The sequence below is a fragment of the Catellatospora sp. IY07-71 genome (assembly GCF_018326265.1).
Taxonomy (GTDB): domain Bacteria; phylum Actinomycetota; class Actinomycetes; order Mycobacteriales; family Micromonosporaceae; genus Catellatospora.
The window spans coordinates 5,999,109-6,016,134 of record NZ_AP023360.1 but is presented as its reverse complement, the minus strand read 5'-3'; the positions used below and the strand labels follow the sequence as shown (position 1 = coordinate 6,016,134).

Sequence of the window (17,026 nt, the reverse complement as noted above, 5' to 3'; positions counted from 1 at the left end):
ACGGCTTCGATCATCGAGACAACGGAGACGAGCCGGCCATGAGCCCGCTTCAGGCGGGTGATCGTTCGCCGGTGTTCACGGCGACCGTGCCGCTGTTGCCGTCGACCCTGATCCGATCGCCGGTGCGCAACAGTGTCGTGGCGCCGGTCACGCCGGCCACGGCGGGTATGCCGTACTCCCGGGCCAGGACGGCGCCGTGGGAGATGACGCCGCCGACCTCCATCACCAGTGCCCCGGCCAGCAGGAAGAGTGGGGTCCAGCCCGGGTCGGTCGACGCGGCGACGAGGATCTCGCCAGGACGCAGCCGAGCACCGACAGGCGAGTCGAGCACGCGCGCTAAGCCTTCGTACGTTCCGGGCGACACCGGCGTCCCCCTCAGCGCGTCCCCAGCGCCGGACTCGGCAGCCGGGCCGTAGACAGCCTCGCCGTCGCTGACCAGGATCCGCGGGATGGCGCGGCGGCGCAGCTCCCGCTCATAGTCGCGCCGGTTGGCCACGGCGATGTCGCGCAGCTGCGACGGGGCGCCGTGCCTGATGTCGGCCGGGTCCAGGAAGTACACATCGTGGGCGTCGTCGAGCAGTCCCTGCGCTGCCAGCTGCTCGCCGATGTCGCCGAGGACACGGCGGCCCAGCGCCAACACCCGCACCATGTCGAACTTGGGCCGCTCCCGTAGGCCGGCCAGTTCGCGGTGGCGGTCCAGCAGCAGCCGCAGCAGCCCGGCGGCGAGCGGCCCGGCCGGCCGGCGAACCTCGTGCACCAGCGCAGCGGCCGCGGTAACGGCCGAGCTGGCGCCGCCGCGGAACCGGTCCTGCGCGCGGCCGCCGTCGGCGTCGCGGTAACCCTCGATGAGTTCCACGACGTAGCGCGGATCGTCGGCGAGGCGTGGCAGACCCAGGTCGATCTCGCGGTCCGCGGCTCGGTGGCCGAACCGGTCGAGGAAGCGGATCACCTGTGGGTCGTCTGCGGCAGGCGTGGCGGCGGCGGCGTATCCGTCGGCCAACCTTGCCAGCTCCTCGCCCATCGCGAGAGTCGGGTCGTGAGGCGGCCAGCGCAGCACCGGCTCCAGGCGGCTGCTGTCGCCGGTCCACAGGCCGGCCAGCCGCTGCAGGGCGACCCGGATGAGCAGTTCGGCGTAGACGGCGGGGACCTGCTCCAGAACGAGGTCGAGGGCGGCCCCGGGGAGGACCTTGTCAACGAAGTCGAGCCGCCGCCGCACGGTCGGCAGATGTGCGGCCTGCCGATGCAGGGCCGCCAGTCGCCGCTCGGTGCGGTCGAGCACGCGGTCTCGGCAGTGGGCCGGGAACGCCAGCGTGGCCAGCAGGCTTGCCAGCACACCGGGCAACCAGGCCGCCATGGCACGGGCCGGTCCGAGGCCGCAGGCGGCGGGCAGCCGGCCGGCGTTGGCTCGTAGCCACTGCCGCAGCGCGGCGGCCGCTGCGGGGTCTTTCATGCCGAGGCCGGAGGCTACAGCGGCGGCCATACGGGGTCGCCGCAGGAACGCGGTGAAGTCGGCGTAAAGCCGTCCGGCCAGGACCGGCAGCCAGTCTCGTGCGCCGGCCGAGGGCTGCGTCCCGGAACCGGACCAGTGGGTGATCCAGTCACCGGCAAGGTGCCGGAAGAACGCATTGCCGGCCGGGGTCATCGGCTCGGTGATGCCCTGGCCGATCAGCATCAGCGGCAGGTACACCCGCAGCCCGCCACGCGGCGGGGGCAACGGGAACAGGGTGGTGATCGGCCGCGACTGCAGCAGGTGACACCGGCCTTCCGTGACCGCCCACTCGACGTCCTGCGGCCCGCCGAACAGCTCGGCCGCACGCAGCCCGAGAGTGACCAGCTCGGCTCGTGCCGTGCGGGACAGTGGCGGACCGGCAGCGGGGGCCGACAGCACCGCCCGCGAGCCGGCGTCGATGATCCATCGCGCCGGCGTCACCCGGCCGCCGACCACCGCATCCCCGAGGCCACCGGCTGCCTCCAGCACGACCCGGTCCCGCCGGCCGGACACCGGATCGGCGGTGAACAGCACCCCGGCGACCTCGGCGTCGACCATCCGCTGCACCACGACCGCCACCGCGACCGTTCCGTGGCCGATGCGCTGCCGCTCGCGGTAGGCCATGGCCCGCGCGGTCCACGCCGACGACCAGCAGCGGCGCACGGCCTCACACAATTGGCCGACTCCGGCCACGTTCAGCACACTGTCCAGCTGCCCCGCGAAGCTGGCCGAGGGCAGATCCTCGGCCAGCGCCGACGACCGCACCGCAACCGGCCCGCTGCCCAGGCGCCGGTAGGCCGCACCGATCTCCTCGCCAAGCTCTGCGGGAAACGGCGCCACACCGAACAGCGCACGCACCGTCGCCGACACGCCGTCCAGCGACGCGCCCGCCACCGGGCCTGCGACGAGCTCGGCGATGGCCGGGCCGATCCCCGCCTGCTCGACATACCGGCGGTAGGCGTCCGCGGCCACCACGAACCCGGCCGGCACGGGCAGTCCGTGCCGTGCCATCACCGCCAGGCGAGCACCCTTCCCGCCCGCGAAAGCCGACCGGGTCGCCCGCCCGTCGGTCAACCACGCGACGGTCGCCGTCGCGGTTCTCGCCATACCCGACATCCCCAGCGGTGTTCTGGGCCAGGCCTGCGGGCCTGGCTCATCACGATCGTACGGACCGTCTCCGGCCCTCGTGGCGGAACCGCGGTCCGGCTGAGGGCCGTGCCTGATCGGCGCGGCCGTTCTCGGCGACCCGGTCGCCGACACATCGGACACGGTGATTCCTCCTGGTGCGCGGCCGGCTGCGCATACCGTGTAAGCATGGACGTCGCAGCCCCTGAGGCGCGCAGGGCGTGGGCGGAGTCGGCGCGTGACGAGCTCGCCAGGCCCTCGGTGCCGGCGCAGGCACTCGTCAGTCCGTCGTGAGCGCGACGGCCGCAGCTCGCCCGGCGAGCGCCGGGGTGCTGCGTGTCGACCAGGTCGACGCGGTGGTGTTCGACCTCGACGGCGTGCTGACCGACACCGCGCAGCTGCACGCCGCCGCGTGGAAGCAGGCCTTCGACGACGTCCTGCGCGCTCACGAGGGCGCGGGTTTCACACCGTTCGACCCCGACGCCGATTACCGGGCGCATGTCGACGGGCGCCCACGTCTGGACGGCGCGCGGGCGTTCCTCGCGTCGCGGCACCGGCTCCTGCCGGACGGCAGTCCTGCCGACCCGCCCGGCGTGGACACGGTGTGGGCTGTGGCGAACCGGAAGAACCAGCTGTTCATGGAACTGCTCGACCAGCGTGGCGTACGTACGTTCGACTCCTCGGTCGACCTCGTGCGGGCGCTGCGGGCCGCCGGGGTGCCCACCGCTGTCGTCACCGCGAGCCGCAACGCCGGGCGCGTGCTCGCCGCGTCCGGCCTCGCCGAGCTGTTCGACGCGCGCGTCGACGGTGAGGATGCGGCGGCGCTGCGCCTGCCCGGCAAACCCGATCCCGCCACGTACCTGGAAGCGATCCGGCGTCTCAACGTCTCGCCCGACCGTGCGGTGATCGTCGAGGACGCGCTGGCCGGTGTCGAGGCAGGCCGCCGGGGCGGGTTCGGTCTGGTGGTCGGCGTGGATCGGCGGGGTCATCCCGGCCTGCTGGACGCGGCGGGCGCCGATCTGGTCGTCACCGATCTGGCCGCCCTCACCCTGGACCCGTCCCATCCGCGCCGCCCGCCCGGCCTGACCGCGGCCGGGCGCGACTTCTGCGGCGGCGGCCAGGCGGGAGACGGCTGGGTGCTGCGCTACGAGGGTTTCGATCCCTCCCGGGAAGGGCTGCGGGAAGCGCTGTGCACCACCGGCAACGGATATCTCGGCACGCGCGGCGCCGTGCCGGAAGCCCGTGCCGACGGGGTGCACTATCCCGGCAGCTACCTCGCCGGTGTCTACAACCGGCTGCTCACCCCGCTGGAGGACCGCACGCTGGAACACGAGCACCTGGTGAACGTTCCGAACTGGCTGTACCTGCGGTTCCGCACCGAGGGTGACGACTGGTTCCAGCCGGCCACCGCCGAACTGATCGCCTACCGCACCGAGCTCGACCTGCGCTGCGGCGTGCTCACCCGCAGCCTCCGGTTCCGCGACAGGCGCGGCCGCCACACCACGGTCACCCAGCGGCGGTTGGTGCACATGGGCATGTCGCATCTGGCCGCGCTGGAGACCGTCTTCACGGCCGAGGACTGGTCCGGCACGGTCGAGGTGTGCTCCGGCGTCGACGGGGAGGTCGTCAACGCCAACCTTCCCGAGGACGCCCCGCTGGCCAAGACGCACCTGCGGGGGGAGAGCGGCATGGCCGAGGGCGACCTCGCCGCGCTGACCGTCGTGACGACGCAGTCACGGATCCGTATCGCGACCGCGGCACGCACCGTGGTGTGCGACGGCGCGGGCCGCCCGCTGGCCGTGCCGCGCGAGCCGGTGCTGCGGGAGCGCTTCGCGGGGCAGGTGCTGCGATGTGAGCTGGCGCGGGGTCGGCCGCTGGCTGTGGAGAAGGTCATGGCGGTGGCCACCTCACGTGACCCCGCGATCAGCGAGCCGATGCTGGCCGCACGGGAAGCCGTGGCGGCCGCGCGCACCTTCGCCGAGCTGCTGGACTCCCAGCAGGCGGCCTGGGGTGCGTTGTGGGAGCGGTTCGACCTGGCCGTGGATGCCGACGACGAGGTGGTCCTCGCGTTGCGGCTGCACACCTTCCACCTGTTGCAGACCCTGTCGCCGCACACCGCCCAGCTCGACGCCGGGGTGCCTGCCCGCGGGCTGCACGGGGAGGGATACCACGGGCATGTGTTCTGGGACGAGATGTTCGTGTTCCCGGTGCTGAATCTGCGGCTGCCCGCGCTGTCGCGGGCGCTGCTGCTGTACCGGTGGCGGCGGCTGGACGCCGCCCGGCGGGCCGCGCGGGCCGCGGGCCGCGCCGGGGCGATGTACCCGTGGCAGAGCGGCAGCGACGGCCGGGAGGAGACGCCGGTGGAGCTGTACGACCACGTCGCGGGCCGGTGGGTCCCGGACTTCTCGCACCTGCAGCGCCACGTCGGCATCACGATCGTCTACGACACCTGGCAGTACTACCAGGTCACCGGTGACGTGGACTTCCTCGCCGAGTACGGCGCTGAGATGATCATCGAGATCGCCCGGTACCTGGCCGGGCTCACGGACTACGACCCCGACGACGACCGCTACGGGATCTCCGGCGTCGTCGGGCCGGACGAGTACCACGACGCCTACCCGGGCGCGGCGGAGCCCGGCCTGCGCGACAACGCGTACACCAACGTGATGACCGCATGGGTGCTCTGCCGCGCCCTCGACGTGATCGCGCTGCTGGCCGGCCACCACTGCGGCCGGCTTTGGGCGCGGCTCGGGCTCAGCGAGACGGAGACCCGCTGGTGGGAGCGGATCAGCCGCCGCATGCGGGTGCCGTTCCACGACGGTGTGATCAGCCAGTTCGCCGGCTACGGCGAGCTCGCCGAGTTCGACTGGGCCGGTTACCGGCAGCGCTGCGGCGACCTCGTCGGTATCGACGCACTGCTGCGCCGGGAGGGTGACTCGCCGAACCGCTACCGCCTGTCCAAACAGGCCGATGTGCTGATGCTGCTGTACCTGCTGTCGGCGGAGGAGCTGCGGGAGCTGTTCGGGCGCCTGGGCTACCCGCTGGAACCGGCGACCGTCGAGCGCACCGTCGCCTACTACCTGGCCCGCGTCGCCCACGGGTCGAGCCTGAGCCGGATCGTGCACAGCTGGGTGCAGGCCCGCGCCGACCGTATGCAGTCCTGGAAGCTGTTCGCCGAGGCGCTGCGCGCCGACCTCGCCGACACCCGCGGCGGCAGCACCCGCAACGGTGTGCACCTGGGCGCCATGGCGGGCACCATCGACCTGGCCATGCGCTGCTACACCGGCCTGGAGACCCGCGGCGGGGTGCTCTACCTGCACCCCCTGCTGCCCGCGGAGCTGCGCGCGCTGCACGTGGAGGTGCTCTACCGCGGGCACTGGGTCGTGATCGACGTCGACCATCAGCGGTTGCGGGTCGCGCTGCGGCCTTGCGAGGCGGCGCCGATCAGCATCTGCGTCGACGGGGTGGTGCACCGCCTGGCAGCCGGCCGCCATCGCGAATTCCAGCGGCCGGGATGATCCGTATCGCCCAGCCGGGGAGTTCGGGGGACATTCCGTGTTTCCCAGGCCGGTCGGTGGACTTCGGGAGCACAGTGAAGGCATGAGGGCACATGTCGGAGACCGTCTGGTACTCGAAGCCATCCACGTCGGCGAGCCGCGGCGGGTGGGTGTCATCACGGAGCTGCGCCATCCGGACGGCACGCCGCCCTACATGGTGCGGTGGCTGGACACCGACCGCGAGAGCATGGTGTTCCCGGGCTCGGAGGCGCACATCGAGCCGCCCCACGCGCCACACCGCGTGCACTAGCACATCTAGTACCGCGGAATTTCCGTCCGATGAGCGGGCCGCACACCCGTCCGGCGGCGCAGTCGGCGGCTGCGGGCGTACCCGCTGCGGGGCTCACCGCCGCGCAGGCGGCCCGCCAACGCGCCCGGTTCGGTCCGAACACGCTGCCCGCGGCTCGCCGGCCGCCGGTCTGGCTGCTGCTGACGCGGCAGCTCACGCACTTCTTCGCCCTGTTGCTGTGGCTGGCGGCCGTGCTCGCCCTGCTCGCCGGGATGCCGCAGCTCAGCGTTGCGATCATCATCGTGGTGCTGGTCAACGGCGTGTTCGCGTTCGCCCAGGAGTACCGCGCCGACCGGGCGGTAGAGCGCCTACGTGACCTGCTGCCCGCACAGGCGGTCGTGCGCCGGGACGGCCATCGCCGCACCGTGGCCGCGGCCGACCTGGTACCGGGCGACGTCGTCCTGCTGGAGGCCGGGGACCGTGTCAGCGCCGACCTGGACGTGCTGTCGGCGGCCGGCCTGGCGGTGGACGAGTCGCTGCTGACGGGAGAGAGCGTGCCCCGCCGGGCGCAGGCCGGACAGGTGCTGTACGCCGGCACGTTCGTCGTGGAGGGCGCGGCGGAGACCGTCGTGGCGGCTACGGGTGCCCGCACCCGGCTGGCCGGCATCGCCGCGATGAGCCAGGCGGCCCGCCGCCCGCCCAGCCCGCTGGCGGTGCGGCTGGGCCGGGTGGTGCAGGTGGTCGCGATCACCGCGGTCGCGGCGGGCAGCGTGCTGTTCGGCGTCGGGCTCCTGCTCGGGCTGACCCCACGGCAGGGTTTCCTGTTCGCGCTCGGGGTGACCGTCGCCCTGGTGCCTGAGGGCCTGCTGCCCACGGTGACGCTGGCACTGGCGTACGGCGCGCACGCCATGGCCCGCCGCAACGCCCTCGTCCGCCGCCTGGAGGCGGTGGAGACGCTGGGCTCGGTGACCTTCATCTGCACCGACAAGACCGGAACGCTCACCTGCAACCAGATGACAGTGGTGCGGGTGTGGACCCCCGCGGGACAGGCCAGCGTCACCGGCGAAGGCTACGACCCCCACGGGCGCATCGACGCCGCGCCCGCCATCGCCGCGCAGGTTGCCGAGCTGTCGTACGCGGCCGTGCGTGCCTCGCGAGGCAGGCTCACCCCCCATGGCGAGGCATGGCAGCCGCATGGCGACCCGATGGAGGTGGCGCTGCACGTGCTCGCCCTGCGGGCAGGAGCCGACGTGGACGCTCGTGCGCAGCGAGAGCCGGAGCAGTTGTGGCTGCCGTTCGATCCGCAGCGGCTGCGTGCGGCGAGCCTGTGCGGCGGCACGCTGTACGTCAAGGGCGCCCCGGAGCGGCTGCTGGCCGACTGCCGCGGTGACGTCCAGGCCGCGTTGCAGGCCGCGCACACCATGGCCGACGACGGTCTGCGGGTGCTCGCCGTCGCACGCCGGCCCGGCGTCACGGCGGCCACCGCGCCCACCGCCTCCGCCCTCGAGCTGCTCGGCGTGGTCGGCCTGCTCGACCCGCCACGCCCGGACGTCGGCGTGGCCGTGGCCGCCTGCCGTCGCGCCCACATCCGCCTCGCGATGGTCACCGGTGACCACCCGGCCACCGCCCGGGCGCTGGCCGTGCAGGTGGGGCTGTGTGCTTCCGAACCGGTCGTGGTGACCGGCGACCGGCTGCCCGCCGGCGATCGGGAGCTGGGCGAGCTGGTGGACCGCGACGGCGTCGTCGTCGCCCGGGTCACTCCGGAGCAGAAGCTGCGGATCGCCAGGGCGCTGCGCTCCCGCGGGCACGCGGTGGCGATGACGGGCGACGGCGTCAACGACGCACCCGCGCTGCGTGAGGCCGACATCGGCATCGCGATGGGCGCCTCCGGCAGCGACGTCGCCCGGGAGAGCGCCGACCTGGTCCTGCTCGACGACCACTTCGCGACCATCGTCGCCGCGGTGGAGACCGGCCGGGCGACCTTCGCCAACATCCGCCGCTTCCTGACCTACCACCTCACCGACAACGTAGCCGAGCTGGCCCCGTTCGTGGTCTGGGCGCTGACCGGCGGTGCGTTCCCGCTGGCCATCGGGGTGCTGCAGATCCTGGCGCTCGACATCGGCACCGACCTGCTGCCGGCGCTGGCGCTGGGCGCCGAACCACCCAACCCGCGCACCCTCACCGGCCCGGCGCGGACCGGGCAGCTCATCGACCGCAGGCTGCTCGCGCGTGCCTTCGGTGTGCTCGGCCCGGCCGAGGTCATGGTGTCGCTGGGCGCGTTCGCCGCGGTGCTGATCGCGGGCGGGTGGCGCTGGGGTCTGACGCCGTCCGCGGAGTTGCTGGCCGCGGCGTCGGGCACCGCGTTCGCCGCGATCGTGCTGGGGCAACTGGCCAACGCGTTCGCGTGCCGCAGCGAGGTGCGCCCGGCGTTCCGGCTGGACCCGCGCCGTAACCCGCTGCTGCTGTGGGCCGTGGCCACCGAGCTGGTGCTGCTGTGCGCGTTCCTGGGCGTGCCGGCCGTCGCGCGGGCGCTGGGCGGGTCGTGGCCGCCCGCCCTCGGCTGGGCGCTGGCGGCGCTGGCCGTGCCCGTGCTCCTGCTGGCGGATGCGGCGCATAAGGTGTGGCGCGGCGGCCGGCTCAGCGCGGCCGCAGCCGCACGGCGGTGACCTTGTACTCCGGGCAGGAGGTCACCTCGTCCACCGCTGCGGAGGTGAGCAGGTTCGCGGCCACCTCCGGGAAATGGAACGCCAGGAACACCTGGCCGGGGGCCGTCTCCGGGGTCAGGCGGGCCATGGCGGTGACGCTGCCGCGCCGGCTGGTGATCTCGACGGCCTCGCCGTCGCGCAGGCCGAGCGCTGCGGCGTCGGCGGGATGGATGTCGAGGGTCTCGTGCGGCTGCAACGCCAGGTTGGGTGTGCGCCGAGTCATCGTGCCGGCGTTGTAGTGCGTCAGCCGGCGTCCCGTGATGAGCACGTACGGGTAGGCCTCGTCCGGCTGCTCGCCGGGCGGCAGCCAGTCTCTGGCGGCGAGCTGAGCCCGGCCGTTCGGCGTGGCGAACGACCGCAGGTGCAGGCGCGGCTGCCCGGGGTCGTCGGTGGAGCGGCACGGCCAGTGCAGGGGGCCGTCGCGGTCCAGGCGCGCGTGCGAGACCCCCGCGAACAGCGGAGCCACCCGGGCGCATTCGTCCAGGGCCGCGGCGGGCGTGGCACAGCCGAGATCACCGCCGAGCGCGGCCGCCACCGCCTGGATGATCGCGAAGTCGGTCCGTGCCGATCCCGGTGTCGGCAGGGCGGGACGGATCCGCTGGAAGCGGCGGTCGAAGTTGACGAACGTGCCGTCCTTCTCCAGGAACGACGCGCCCGGCAGCACCACGTCGGCCAGCCGGGCCGTGCCGGTCAGGAAGATCTCCTGGCAGACGACGAACTCGCATGCGGCCAGCGCCGCGCGCACGTGGCCGCTGTCCGGGTCGGTCTGCACGATGTTCTCGCCGAAGACGTACAGCGCCCGTAGGCGGCCGTCGAGCGCCGCGTCGAACATCTGCGGGATACGCAGGCCCGGGCGGTCCGGCACGGGGCAGCCCCACACCTGCGCACACCGTGCCCGCGCCCGGGCGTCGGCGACGGGCTGGTAGCCGGGCAGCAGATCCGGCAGCGCGCCCATGTCCGATGCGCCCTGCACGTTGTTCTGCCCGCGCAGCGGGTTCACGCCGCCGCCGTGCGGCGTGCCGACCGCGCCGCGCAGGATCGCCAGGTTCGCCAGCGTCCGCACGCCGTCCGTGCCGTGCGTATGCTCGGTGACCCCCAACCCGTAAATGATCATCGGGTGGTGTGCGGTGCCGTAGAGCCGCGCCGCCTCCCGCAGCGCGGGCGGCGCCACCCCGCTGAGCTCCGCGACCCGTTCCGGCGAGAACCGGCGCAGCTGCTCGCGGAGGATGTCAAGCCCGTCCGCGCGGTCGGCCAGGAAGTCGGGGTCTGTCCAGCCCTGTTCCAGCATGATCCGGGCCAGGCCGTTGAACACCGCCACGTTGCTGCCGGGGCGGGCGGCCAGGTGCACGTCGGCGAGCGCGGCCAGCTCGGTGCGGCGCGGGTCGATCACCACCAGCTTCGCGCCGGACAGCGCCCGCTGCCGGATACGCGCGCCGATCACGGGGTGCGCCTCGGTCGGGTTGGCTCCGGCGACCAGAATGCAGCTGGCACGCTCGATGTCCTCGGCGGGGTTGGTGCCGCCCGCCAGGCCGAACGCCGCTGTCAGCCCGGCTGCCGAGGGCGCGTGGCAGATGCGTGAGCAGTTGTCGACGTTGTTCGTGCCGACCACCGTGCGCATCAGCTTCTGCATCAGGTAGTTCTCCTCGTTGGTGGCGCGGGCCGAGGAGATCGCCGCCACGGCGTCCGGGCCGTGGCGGCCGATGACATCGCCGATGCGTTCGCCGATCAACGCGAGCGCGTCCTCCCAGCTCGCCGGTTCGAGCCGGTCGCCGTCGCGGATCAGCGGGGTGGTCAGCCGCTCGGGTGACGTGGCGAAGCCGTACGCGAACCGGCCCTTCACACAGGCGTGGCCGCGGTTGACGGGACCGCGGCGATCGGGGGTGATCTGGTCGACCCGGCCCTCGGCGACGTGCACGGTCAGCGCGCACCCGACACCGCAGTACCCGCACGTGGTGTCCACCGCGATCGCCGAAGCGGGGGCGACCGGCCGTCCCGCCTGGGTGATGGCGCCTGTCGGGCAGGTGTCGACGCAGCCGCCGCAGGAGACGCACGCCGACTGCGCCCACCTGCCCGGACCGGGCGCGACGACCGTGTCGGCGCCGCGGCCGGCCAGCGTGAGCGCGAACGTGCCCTGCACGTCGTCGCACATGCGCACGCATCGCCCGCAGGCGATGCACAGGTCCCGGTCCAGGTGCACGTAGGGGTGCGAGTCGTCGCGGCCCAGCCCGCGCCCGGCCGCCGCGAACGCCCCGGCGTCCACCCCGAGCTCGCGGCACCGCGCGGCCAGTTCCGTGGGCAGCCGCCGCGCCGCGCCGGGCAGCCGCTCGACGGTCAGCTCCAGCACCTGCCGCGCCATCGCGACGACGTCAGGTTCCCCGGTGCGGATGACGTCGCCGTCGGCAGCCGGCGCGGCGCAGGCCGCGACGACGCCGCGGCCGTCGACGCGTACCAGGCACAGCCGGCAGCTGCCGGACGGGCTGAACCGGTCGTCGTGGCACAGGGTCGGCACTGCGGCTCCGGCGGCCCGCGCCGCCTCCAGCACGGTCGCGCCGGAGGGCAGCTCGATCTGTCTGCCGTCGACGGTGACCCTCATCCGAAGTCCTCGCCCAGCGCCTGGCGGAGGCTGCGCACCGCGCGTGGCACGCCGCGGCCGAAGGGGCACAGACTCGCCGCCGCCATCAGGTCCAGCAGCGGCGTGTCCGCCGAGGCGGCGGCCGGGTCGGCGGCGCCGCGGCGGGTGCCTTCGCGGCACGGGGTGCACGCGCCGCAGCTCTCGCTCGCGTAGAACCGCCACAGGTGATCCAGCAGCTGCGCGGCGGTCACCGAGTCGTCGACGGCGATGATGCCGCCGTGGCCGAGCGCGACCCCGGCGGCGTCGAGCGCCGAGGCCAGCAGCGGCAGGCCGAGCCGGTCGGGGGCCAGGAAGCCGCCCAGCGGCCCGCCGATCTGCAAGGCCCGCAGGTGGCGGCCCGCCGCGAGGCCGCCGCCGAGGTGGTACACGACCTCGCGCAGCGGCGTGCCCAGCTCGACCTCGTACGCGCCCGGCCGGGTGAAGCGCTCGTTGAGGCAGACCACCAGCGTGCCGGTCTCGGGGGCGCGGCCCAGCCGGGCGTAGGCGTCCCCGCCGGTGTCCACGATCCTGGGTACGGCGGCGAGGGTCTCCACGTTGTTCACCGCGGTCGGGCGTCCGAACAGGCCATACTCGGCCGGGTAGGGCGGGCGCAGCCGCACGCTGCCGCGCAGCCCGCTCATCGAGCGCAGCAGCGACGTCTCCTCGCCGGCCACGTAGGACCCGGCTCCCTCGATCACGGTGACGTCGAAGTCGATGCCCGTGCCGTGCACCGCCCGCCCAAGGTGCCCTGCCGCACGGGCCTGCTCGACCGCGCGGCGAATGCTGCCCAGCGCCTGCGGATACTCCGAGCGCACGTACACGAACCCGCGGCTCGCGCCGCAGGCCAGCCCCGCCAGGGCCAGGCCCTCCAGAACCGCGTCCGGGCTGCGCTCCATGAGCAGGCGGTCGGCGTACGAGCCGGGGTCGCCCTCGTCGCCGTTGGCCACGACGTACCGTGGGGCCGGTTGCGCGCCGACGGCTTGCCACTTGCGGGCGGCGGGAAACCCCGCGCCGCCCCGCCCCCGCAGGCCCGACCGGTTGATCTCGTCCAGGATCAGCGCGGCGGCGTCGACCTGGCCTGCCAGCCGCGGCCAGACACGCCAGCCGGGTGTGGCGGTCAGCCCACGCAGCGCCACGGGGCCGGCCGCCGCCCGGACCGGAATCGGGGGCGCCCGGCGCGGGGCCCGGCCGGTCAGCTGGTCGGCGACGTCGCCGCCGGCCAGGGGCGTGTCACCGTCGAGGGCCGCCGGGCCGCCGTAGCAGAATCCCAGGCAGTGCACCGCCTGCAGAGACGTCGAGCCGTCGGCGCTGCACGTGCCCGCGGTCACGCCGAGCGCCTGCTCGACCTGGGTGACGTGCCGGCCGCCGCCCGCGAGGAAGCAGGCGGTGCCCGCGCAGACGCGCACGTGCCGCGCCCCTCGTGGGCTGCTCAGATCGCGGAAGTAGCTGATGGTTCCGTGCGCGGCGGCGGTGGGTAGCACGGCATCCGCCACCACCGGGCCGCCCGGCGCTGCTTCTCGCAGCCGGTCCAGCACGCCGGTGTCGCCCTCGCGCGCGACCAGTTCCTCCAGCGCACTGCGGCCAGGCCGCATCCCGTCAGGCACCGTCCCCGCCATCCTCCGCTTCGTGACCCGCTTCACACGATTATCAGGCGCTAGGTGCGCCGTTGCCGGGCTGATCGCGCAAGCCAGAGCAGCATGGCCGGCACCATGGCTGTGACAGCGCAGGTCGCCAGCTGCGCCGGGCTCAGCGGATGCGTGCCGAGCAGCGTGCGCAGCAGCGGCACGGCGACCGCGGCGAGCTGAGCCAGCGCCGATACCACCACGGCGGCGAGCAGGCCGGGATTCGCTTGGCGGCTGCCCGGCGGGCGGGGCGCGCGTACCGCCAGGGCGATACCGAGCTGCGCCAGCCCCAGCGTCATGAAGACCATGCTCTGCCACGGCCATCCCGCACTGGCGGCGTACAGCCCCGTGGCCAGCGTGACGGTGGTCAGCAGCGCGCCGAGCACCAGCACGTCGCGTAGCAGCCCGCCGCCGAGGACCTGCTCGTCGGGGCGGCGCGGCGGGCGGGTCAGCACGTCCGGCTCGGCCGGTTCGGCGCCCAGCGCAACACCGGGCAGGCCGTGGGTGAGCAGGTTGATCCACAGGATCTGCCCCGGCAGCAGCGGCACGGCCAGGCCCAGCAGAGGCCCGAACAGCATCACCGCGATCTCGGCGGCACCGCCGGCCAGGCCGTAGCGCAGGAACCGGCGGATGTTGTCGTACACCCGCCGCCCCTCGGCGACGGCGGCGATGACCGTGCCGAGGTTGTCGTCGACGAGCACCAGGTCGGCGGCTTGGCGGGCGACCTCGGTGCCGCCGCCCATCGCCACGCCGATGTCGGCGCGGCGTAGTGCCGGGGCGTCGTTGACGCCGTCGCCGGTCATCGCCACCACCTGGCCGCCGGACTGCAGCGCCGCGATGATGTCCAGCTTCTGCTCCGGCTGCGTACGCGCGAAGACCCGCACGTCGCGGGCCTGCTCGGGCCGGTCCCCGGTGCCCACGGGATCGCCGGGCCGCCAGATGCCCACCTGGCCGCCGATGTGCCCCGCGGTGGCGGGATGGTCGCCGGTGATCAGCATCAGGCGGATCCCGGCCCGCGCGAACGCGGCGGCGGCGTCGCGTGCTGCCGGGCGCAACGGATCGCCGATGCCGATCACGCCCAGCACCCGCAGCCCGGCGGGGGCGATCGGGTTGGCAGGCTGGGCGGTCGTACGGGCCGCGACGGCGAGCACTCGCAGCCCGCCGGCTGCCAGCCGCGCGGCAGCGGCTCGCGCAGCGGCCACCGCCGGGTCGCCGTCGTCGACCACCGGAGCGGCCAGCACGCTCTCCGGTGCGCCCTTACAGACGGTGAGGAACCTCCCGCCGTGCCGGTGCACGGTCGTCATCTGCCGGGTGGCCTGGTCGAACGGGTGCTCGGCGAGCCGGGGGGAACCGGCTCGCACCGCGTCGGGATCCAGGCCACAGCGGGCGGCGAAGGTCACCAGTGCCGCCTCCAGCGGGTCACCGGCGGCGGTCCACTGCGGCCGCTGGTCGGTTGGTGGCAGGACGCTCGCGTCCGAGCAGAGGACGCCCGCCCGCGCGAGCTCCAGTACGGCTTCGGGCAGGCCCTGGCCTGCCGGATGCCAATCCGGCGGCCCGTCGCGGCGGCGTACCTGCCCGGACGGGTCGTAGCCGGACCCGCTGGCCAGGTACGTGATCCCGTCGACAAACGCTTCGCGCACCGCCATGCGGCCCTCCGTCAGGGTGCCGGTCTTGTCGGCGGCCACCACGGTGACCGAGCCGAGCGTCTCCACCGCCTCCAGGCTGCGAGGGATCGCCTGCCGCCGGGCCATGCGCCGCGCCCCGAGCGCGAGCGCGAGCGTGACGACCGCCGGCAGCGACTCAGGTACGGCCGCGACGACGAGGCTGACCGCGGTCAGGGCCATGACCAGCACCGGCCGTCCCGCCGCGATGCCGGCCAGGAACACCACCAGGCACAGCGCCACAGCGGTCGCGCCCAGGACCCGGCCGAGCTGGGCGATCCGGCGCTGCAGCGGCGTCGGGCCGCTGCCGGTGGCGGCCACCAGCGTCGCGATGCGGCCCAGTGCGCTGCGCGCACCTGTGCGGGTCACCACGCCGACCGCCCGGCCGGTCACCAGCACCGTGCCCGCCTGCAGGTCGTCGCCCGGTTCGCGGGCTGCCGGCACCGACTCGCCGGTCAGTGCCGCCTCGTCCACCCGGCACCGGTAGGCGTCGGTGACGAGCAGGTCCGCCGGAACGATGTCGCCCGCCTCGACGCGCACCACGTCGCCGCAGACCAGGTCGGCGGCCTTCACCACGGCGTCGGCGCCGTCACGTACGACGCGGGCCGTCGGCGCCCGCAGCGAGTCCAGCGCAGAGATCGCGCGGTCGGCCCGCACCTGCTGCGCCACACCAATCGTCGTGTTGAGGCAGACCACCAGCAGGATGATCACGGTGTCGGGCCAGTCGCCCAGCAGCGCGGTGACCGCACCGGCGACCAGCAGCAGCGACACCAGCGGGTCGGTCAGCTGCGCCGCCACCCGGGCCGGCAGCCGCCGAGGCTGCGGGCGGGCCACCTCGTTCGGCCCGTCCACGGCCAGCCGAGCGGAAGCCTCCACGGAGGTCAGCCCGCTGCCAGGCGATCCAGCGATCACTTGTTGATTCTGCGCGCTGCACCCGCCCGCCGGAGTCCGTTGACGGCAGCGGCCGTCCGGATCGGGCAATCACCCGGCATACGGCCCGCCGGCGACGGATGGTGTACGCATGGATCCTGACACGGCGACCAGCCGCCCGCCCGGCCGCGGCCACCCGGTCGTCGCCGGTGTGGACGGCTCCCCGGCAAGCCTGCAAGCCGCACGCTACGCGGCGTTGCTGGCCCGCGAGCGCGGCAGCCGGCTGGAGCTGGTCTGCGGCTACCAGAGCCCGCTGTACGGGTTCGCCCAGCCGTGGCTTGGCCAGGACTTCCTCGACGCCGACCAGCAGGCCGTTCAGGACGCCGCGGAGCAGGCCCTGGCGTCGGCAGCGGCGGAACTGCGAGCGGCGTGCCCCGAACTGGACGTCGTGACGCGCCTGCGGGTCGGTGGCGGGGCGTACGTCCTGATCGAGGAGTCACGGCGGGCCGCACTGGTCGTCGTCGGCGCCCGCGGCGCCGGCGGATTCGCCCGGCTGCTGCTGGGGTCGGTGTCGGCCCAGGTCGCCGCCCACGCGCACGCGTCAGTCGTGGTGACCCGCCCCGACACATCCGGTGCCGACCCGGCCGATGCGGCAGCCGCGTTCCCAGCGCAGCAGCTCGCAGGCCCCGTACTGGTCGGGTACGACGGCTCGGACACAGCGCAGGCGGCGCTGGGCTTCGCAGCCAGCGAGGCGCTGCTGCGCCGGGCCAGACTGGTCATGGTCAATGTGCACTGGCAGGAACCGTGGGGGTTCGGTCCGAAACCCGTCACCGACCCCGAACAACTCGCCCGCGCCGACGCCGAGCAGATGCTCGCCGAGGCGATCGCGCCGTGGCGTGCCCGCCACGCCGAACTTGACGTCGAGCTGCGCCCGGTGCACAGTCTCAACGCCGAACGCAGCATGATCGAGCAGTCCGGGACCGCGGCGCTGACGGTGGTCGGCTGCCGCGGCCGCGGCGGGTTCACCGGCAAGCTGCTCGGCTCCGTCAGCCACGCGCTGGTCGAGCACGGGCACGGCCCGGTCGCCGTGGTCCACCGCTGATGGTATGCACCGGCTGGGCGGCTCTCCCACGTCCGCAGGCGAAGCTGCCGGGTCG

8 protein-coding genes are annotated in these 17,026 nt (G+C 74.2%); 4 read left to right on the top strand and 4 right to left on the bottom strand.

Annotated features, from left to right (window positions below):
• Nucleotides 1-49 precede the first annotated feature (49 nt).
• Nucleotides 50-2,596, bottom strand: a complete 2,547-nt coding sequence (locus CS0771_RS26795; protein WP_256442842.1) for a PEP/pyruvate-binding domain-containing protein — start codon at nucleotides 2,594-2,596, stop codon at nucleotides 50-52.
• A gap of 308 nt (nucleotides 2,597-2,904) precedes the next feature.
• On the opposite strand from CS0771_RS26795, the gene CS0771_RS26790 reads away from it, so the two are divergent.
• The 3 genes from CS0771_RS26790 (at nucleotide 2,905) to CS0771_RS26780 (ending at nucleotide 9,066) form a co-directional block, all read left to right on the top strand.
• Entirely contained in the window at nucleotides 2,905-6,132 is a 3,228-nt protein-coding gene (locus CS0771_RS26790; protein WP_371821481.1) for a beta-phosphoglucomutase family hydrolase, read from the top strand.
• An 82-nt stretch (nucleotides 6,133-6,214) separates the two neighbouring features.
• A complete protein-coding gene (locus CS0771_RS26785) occupies nucleotides 6,215-6,421 on the top strand; it encodes a DUF1918 domain-containing protein (protein ID WP_212843580.1) in 207 nt (68 codons plus the stop codon).
• 29 nt (nucleotides 6,422-6,450) lie between these two features.
• Nucleotides 6,451-9,066, top strand: coding sequence for a cation-transporting P-type ATPase (locus CS0771_RS26780; protein ID WP_212843579.1), 2,616 nt, complete (start codon nucleotides 6,451-6,453; stop codon nucleotides 9,064-9,066).
• Here the strand turns inward: CS0771_RS26780 and fdhF are convergent.
• Genes fdhF through CS0771_RS26765 form a run of 3 tightly spaced genes read right to left on the bottom strand, consistent with a single transcriptional unit; the run spans nucleotide 9,038 to nucleotide 15,875 of the window.
• The gene (gene fdhF, locus CS0771_RS26775) at nucleotides 9,038-11,698 is read right to left on the bottom strand and encodes a formate dehydrogenase subunit alpha (RefSeq protein WP_212843578.1); all 2,661 of its coding nucleotides are present in this window, start codon (nucleotides 11,696-11,698) and stop codon (nucleotides 9,038-9,040) included. The two genes, CS0771_RS26780 and fdhF, sit on opposite strands and share 29 nt — an antisense overlap.
• Nucleotides 11,695-13,320 (bottom strand): NAD(P)H-dependent oxidoreductase subunit E, encoded by a 1,626-nt coding sequence (locus CS0771_RS26770; RefSeq protein ID WP_244871048.1) that lies wholly within the window; start codon nucleotides 13,318-13,320, stop codon nucleotides 11,695-11,697. Before CS0771_RS26770 ends, fdhF begins: the two co-directional genes overlap by 4 nt.
• A 50-nt stretch (nucleotides 13,321-13,370) precedes the next feature.
• On the bottom strand, nucleotides 13,371-15,875 hold the full coding sequence (locus CS0771_RS26765) for a cation-transporting P-type ATPase (protein ID WP_244871047.1): 2,505 nt from the start codon (nucleotides 15,873-15,875) through the stop codon (nucleotides 13,371-13,373).
• A 145-nt stretch (nucleotides 15,876-16,020) separates the two neighbouring features.
• On the opposite strand from CS0771_RS26765, the gene CS0771_RS26760 reads away from it, so the two are divergent.
• Nucleotides 16,021-16,971: a universal stress protein gene (locus tag CS0771_RS26760; RefSeq protein WP_212843576.1), complete on the top strand. Its 951-nt coding sequence runs from the start codon at nucleotides 16,021-16,023 to the stop codon at nucleotides 16,969-16,971.
• The last annotated feature ends 55 nt before the right edge of the window (nucleotides 16,972-17,026 follow it).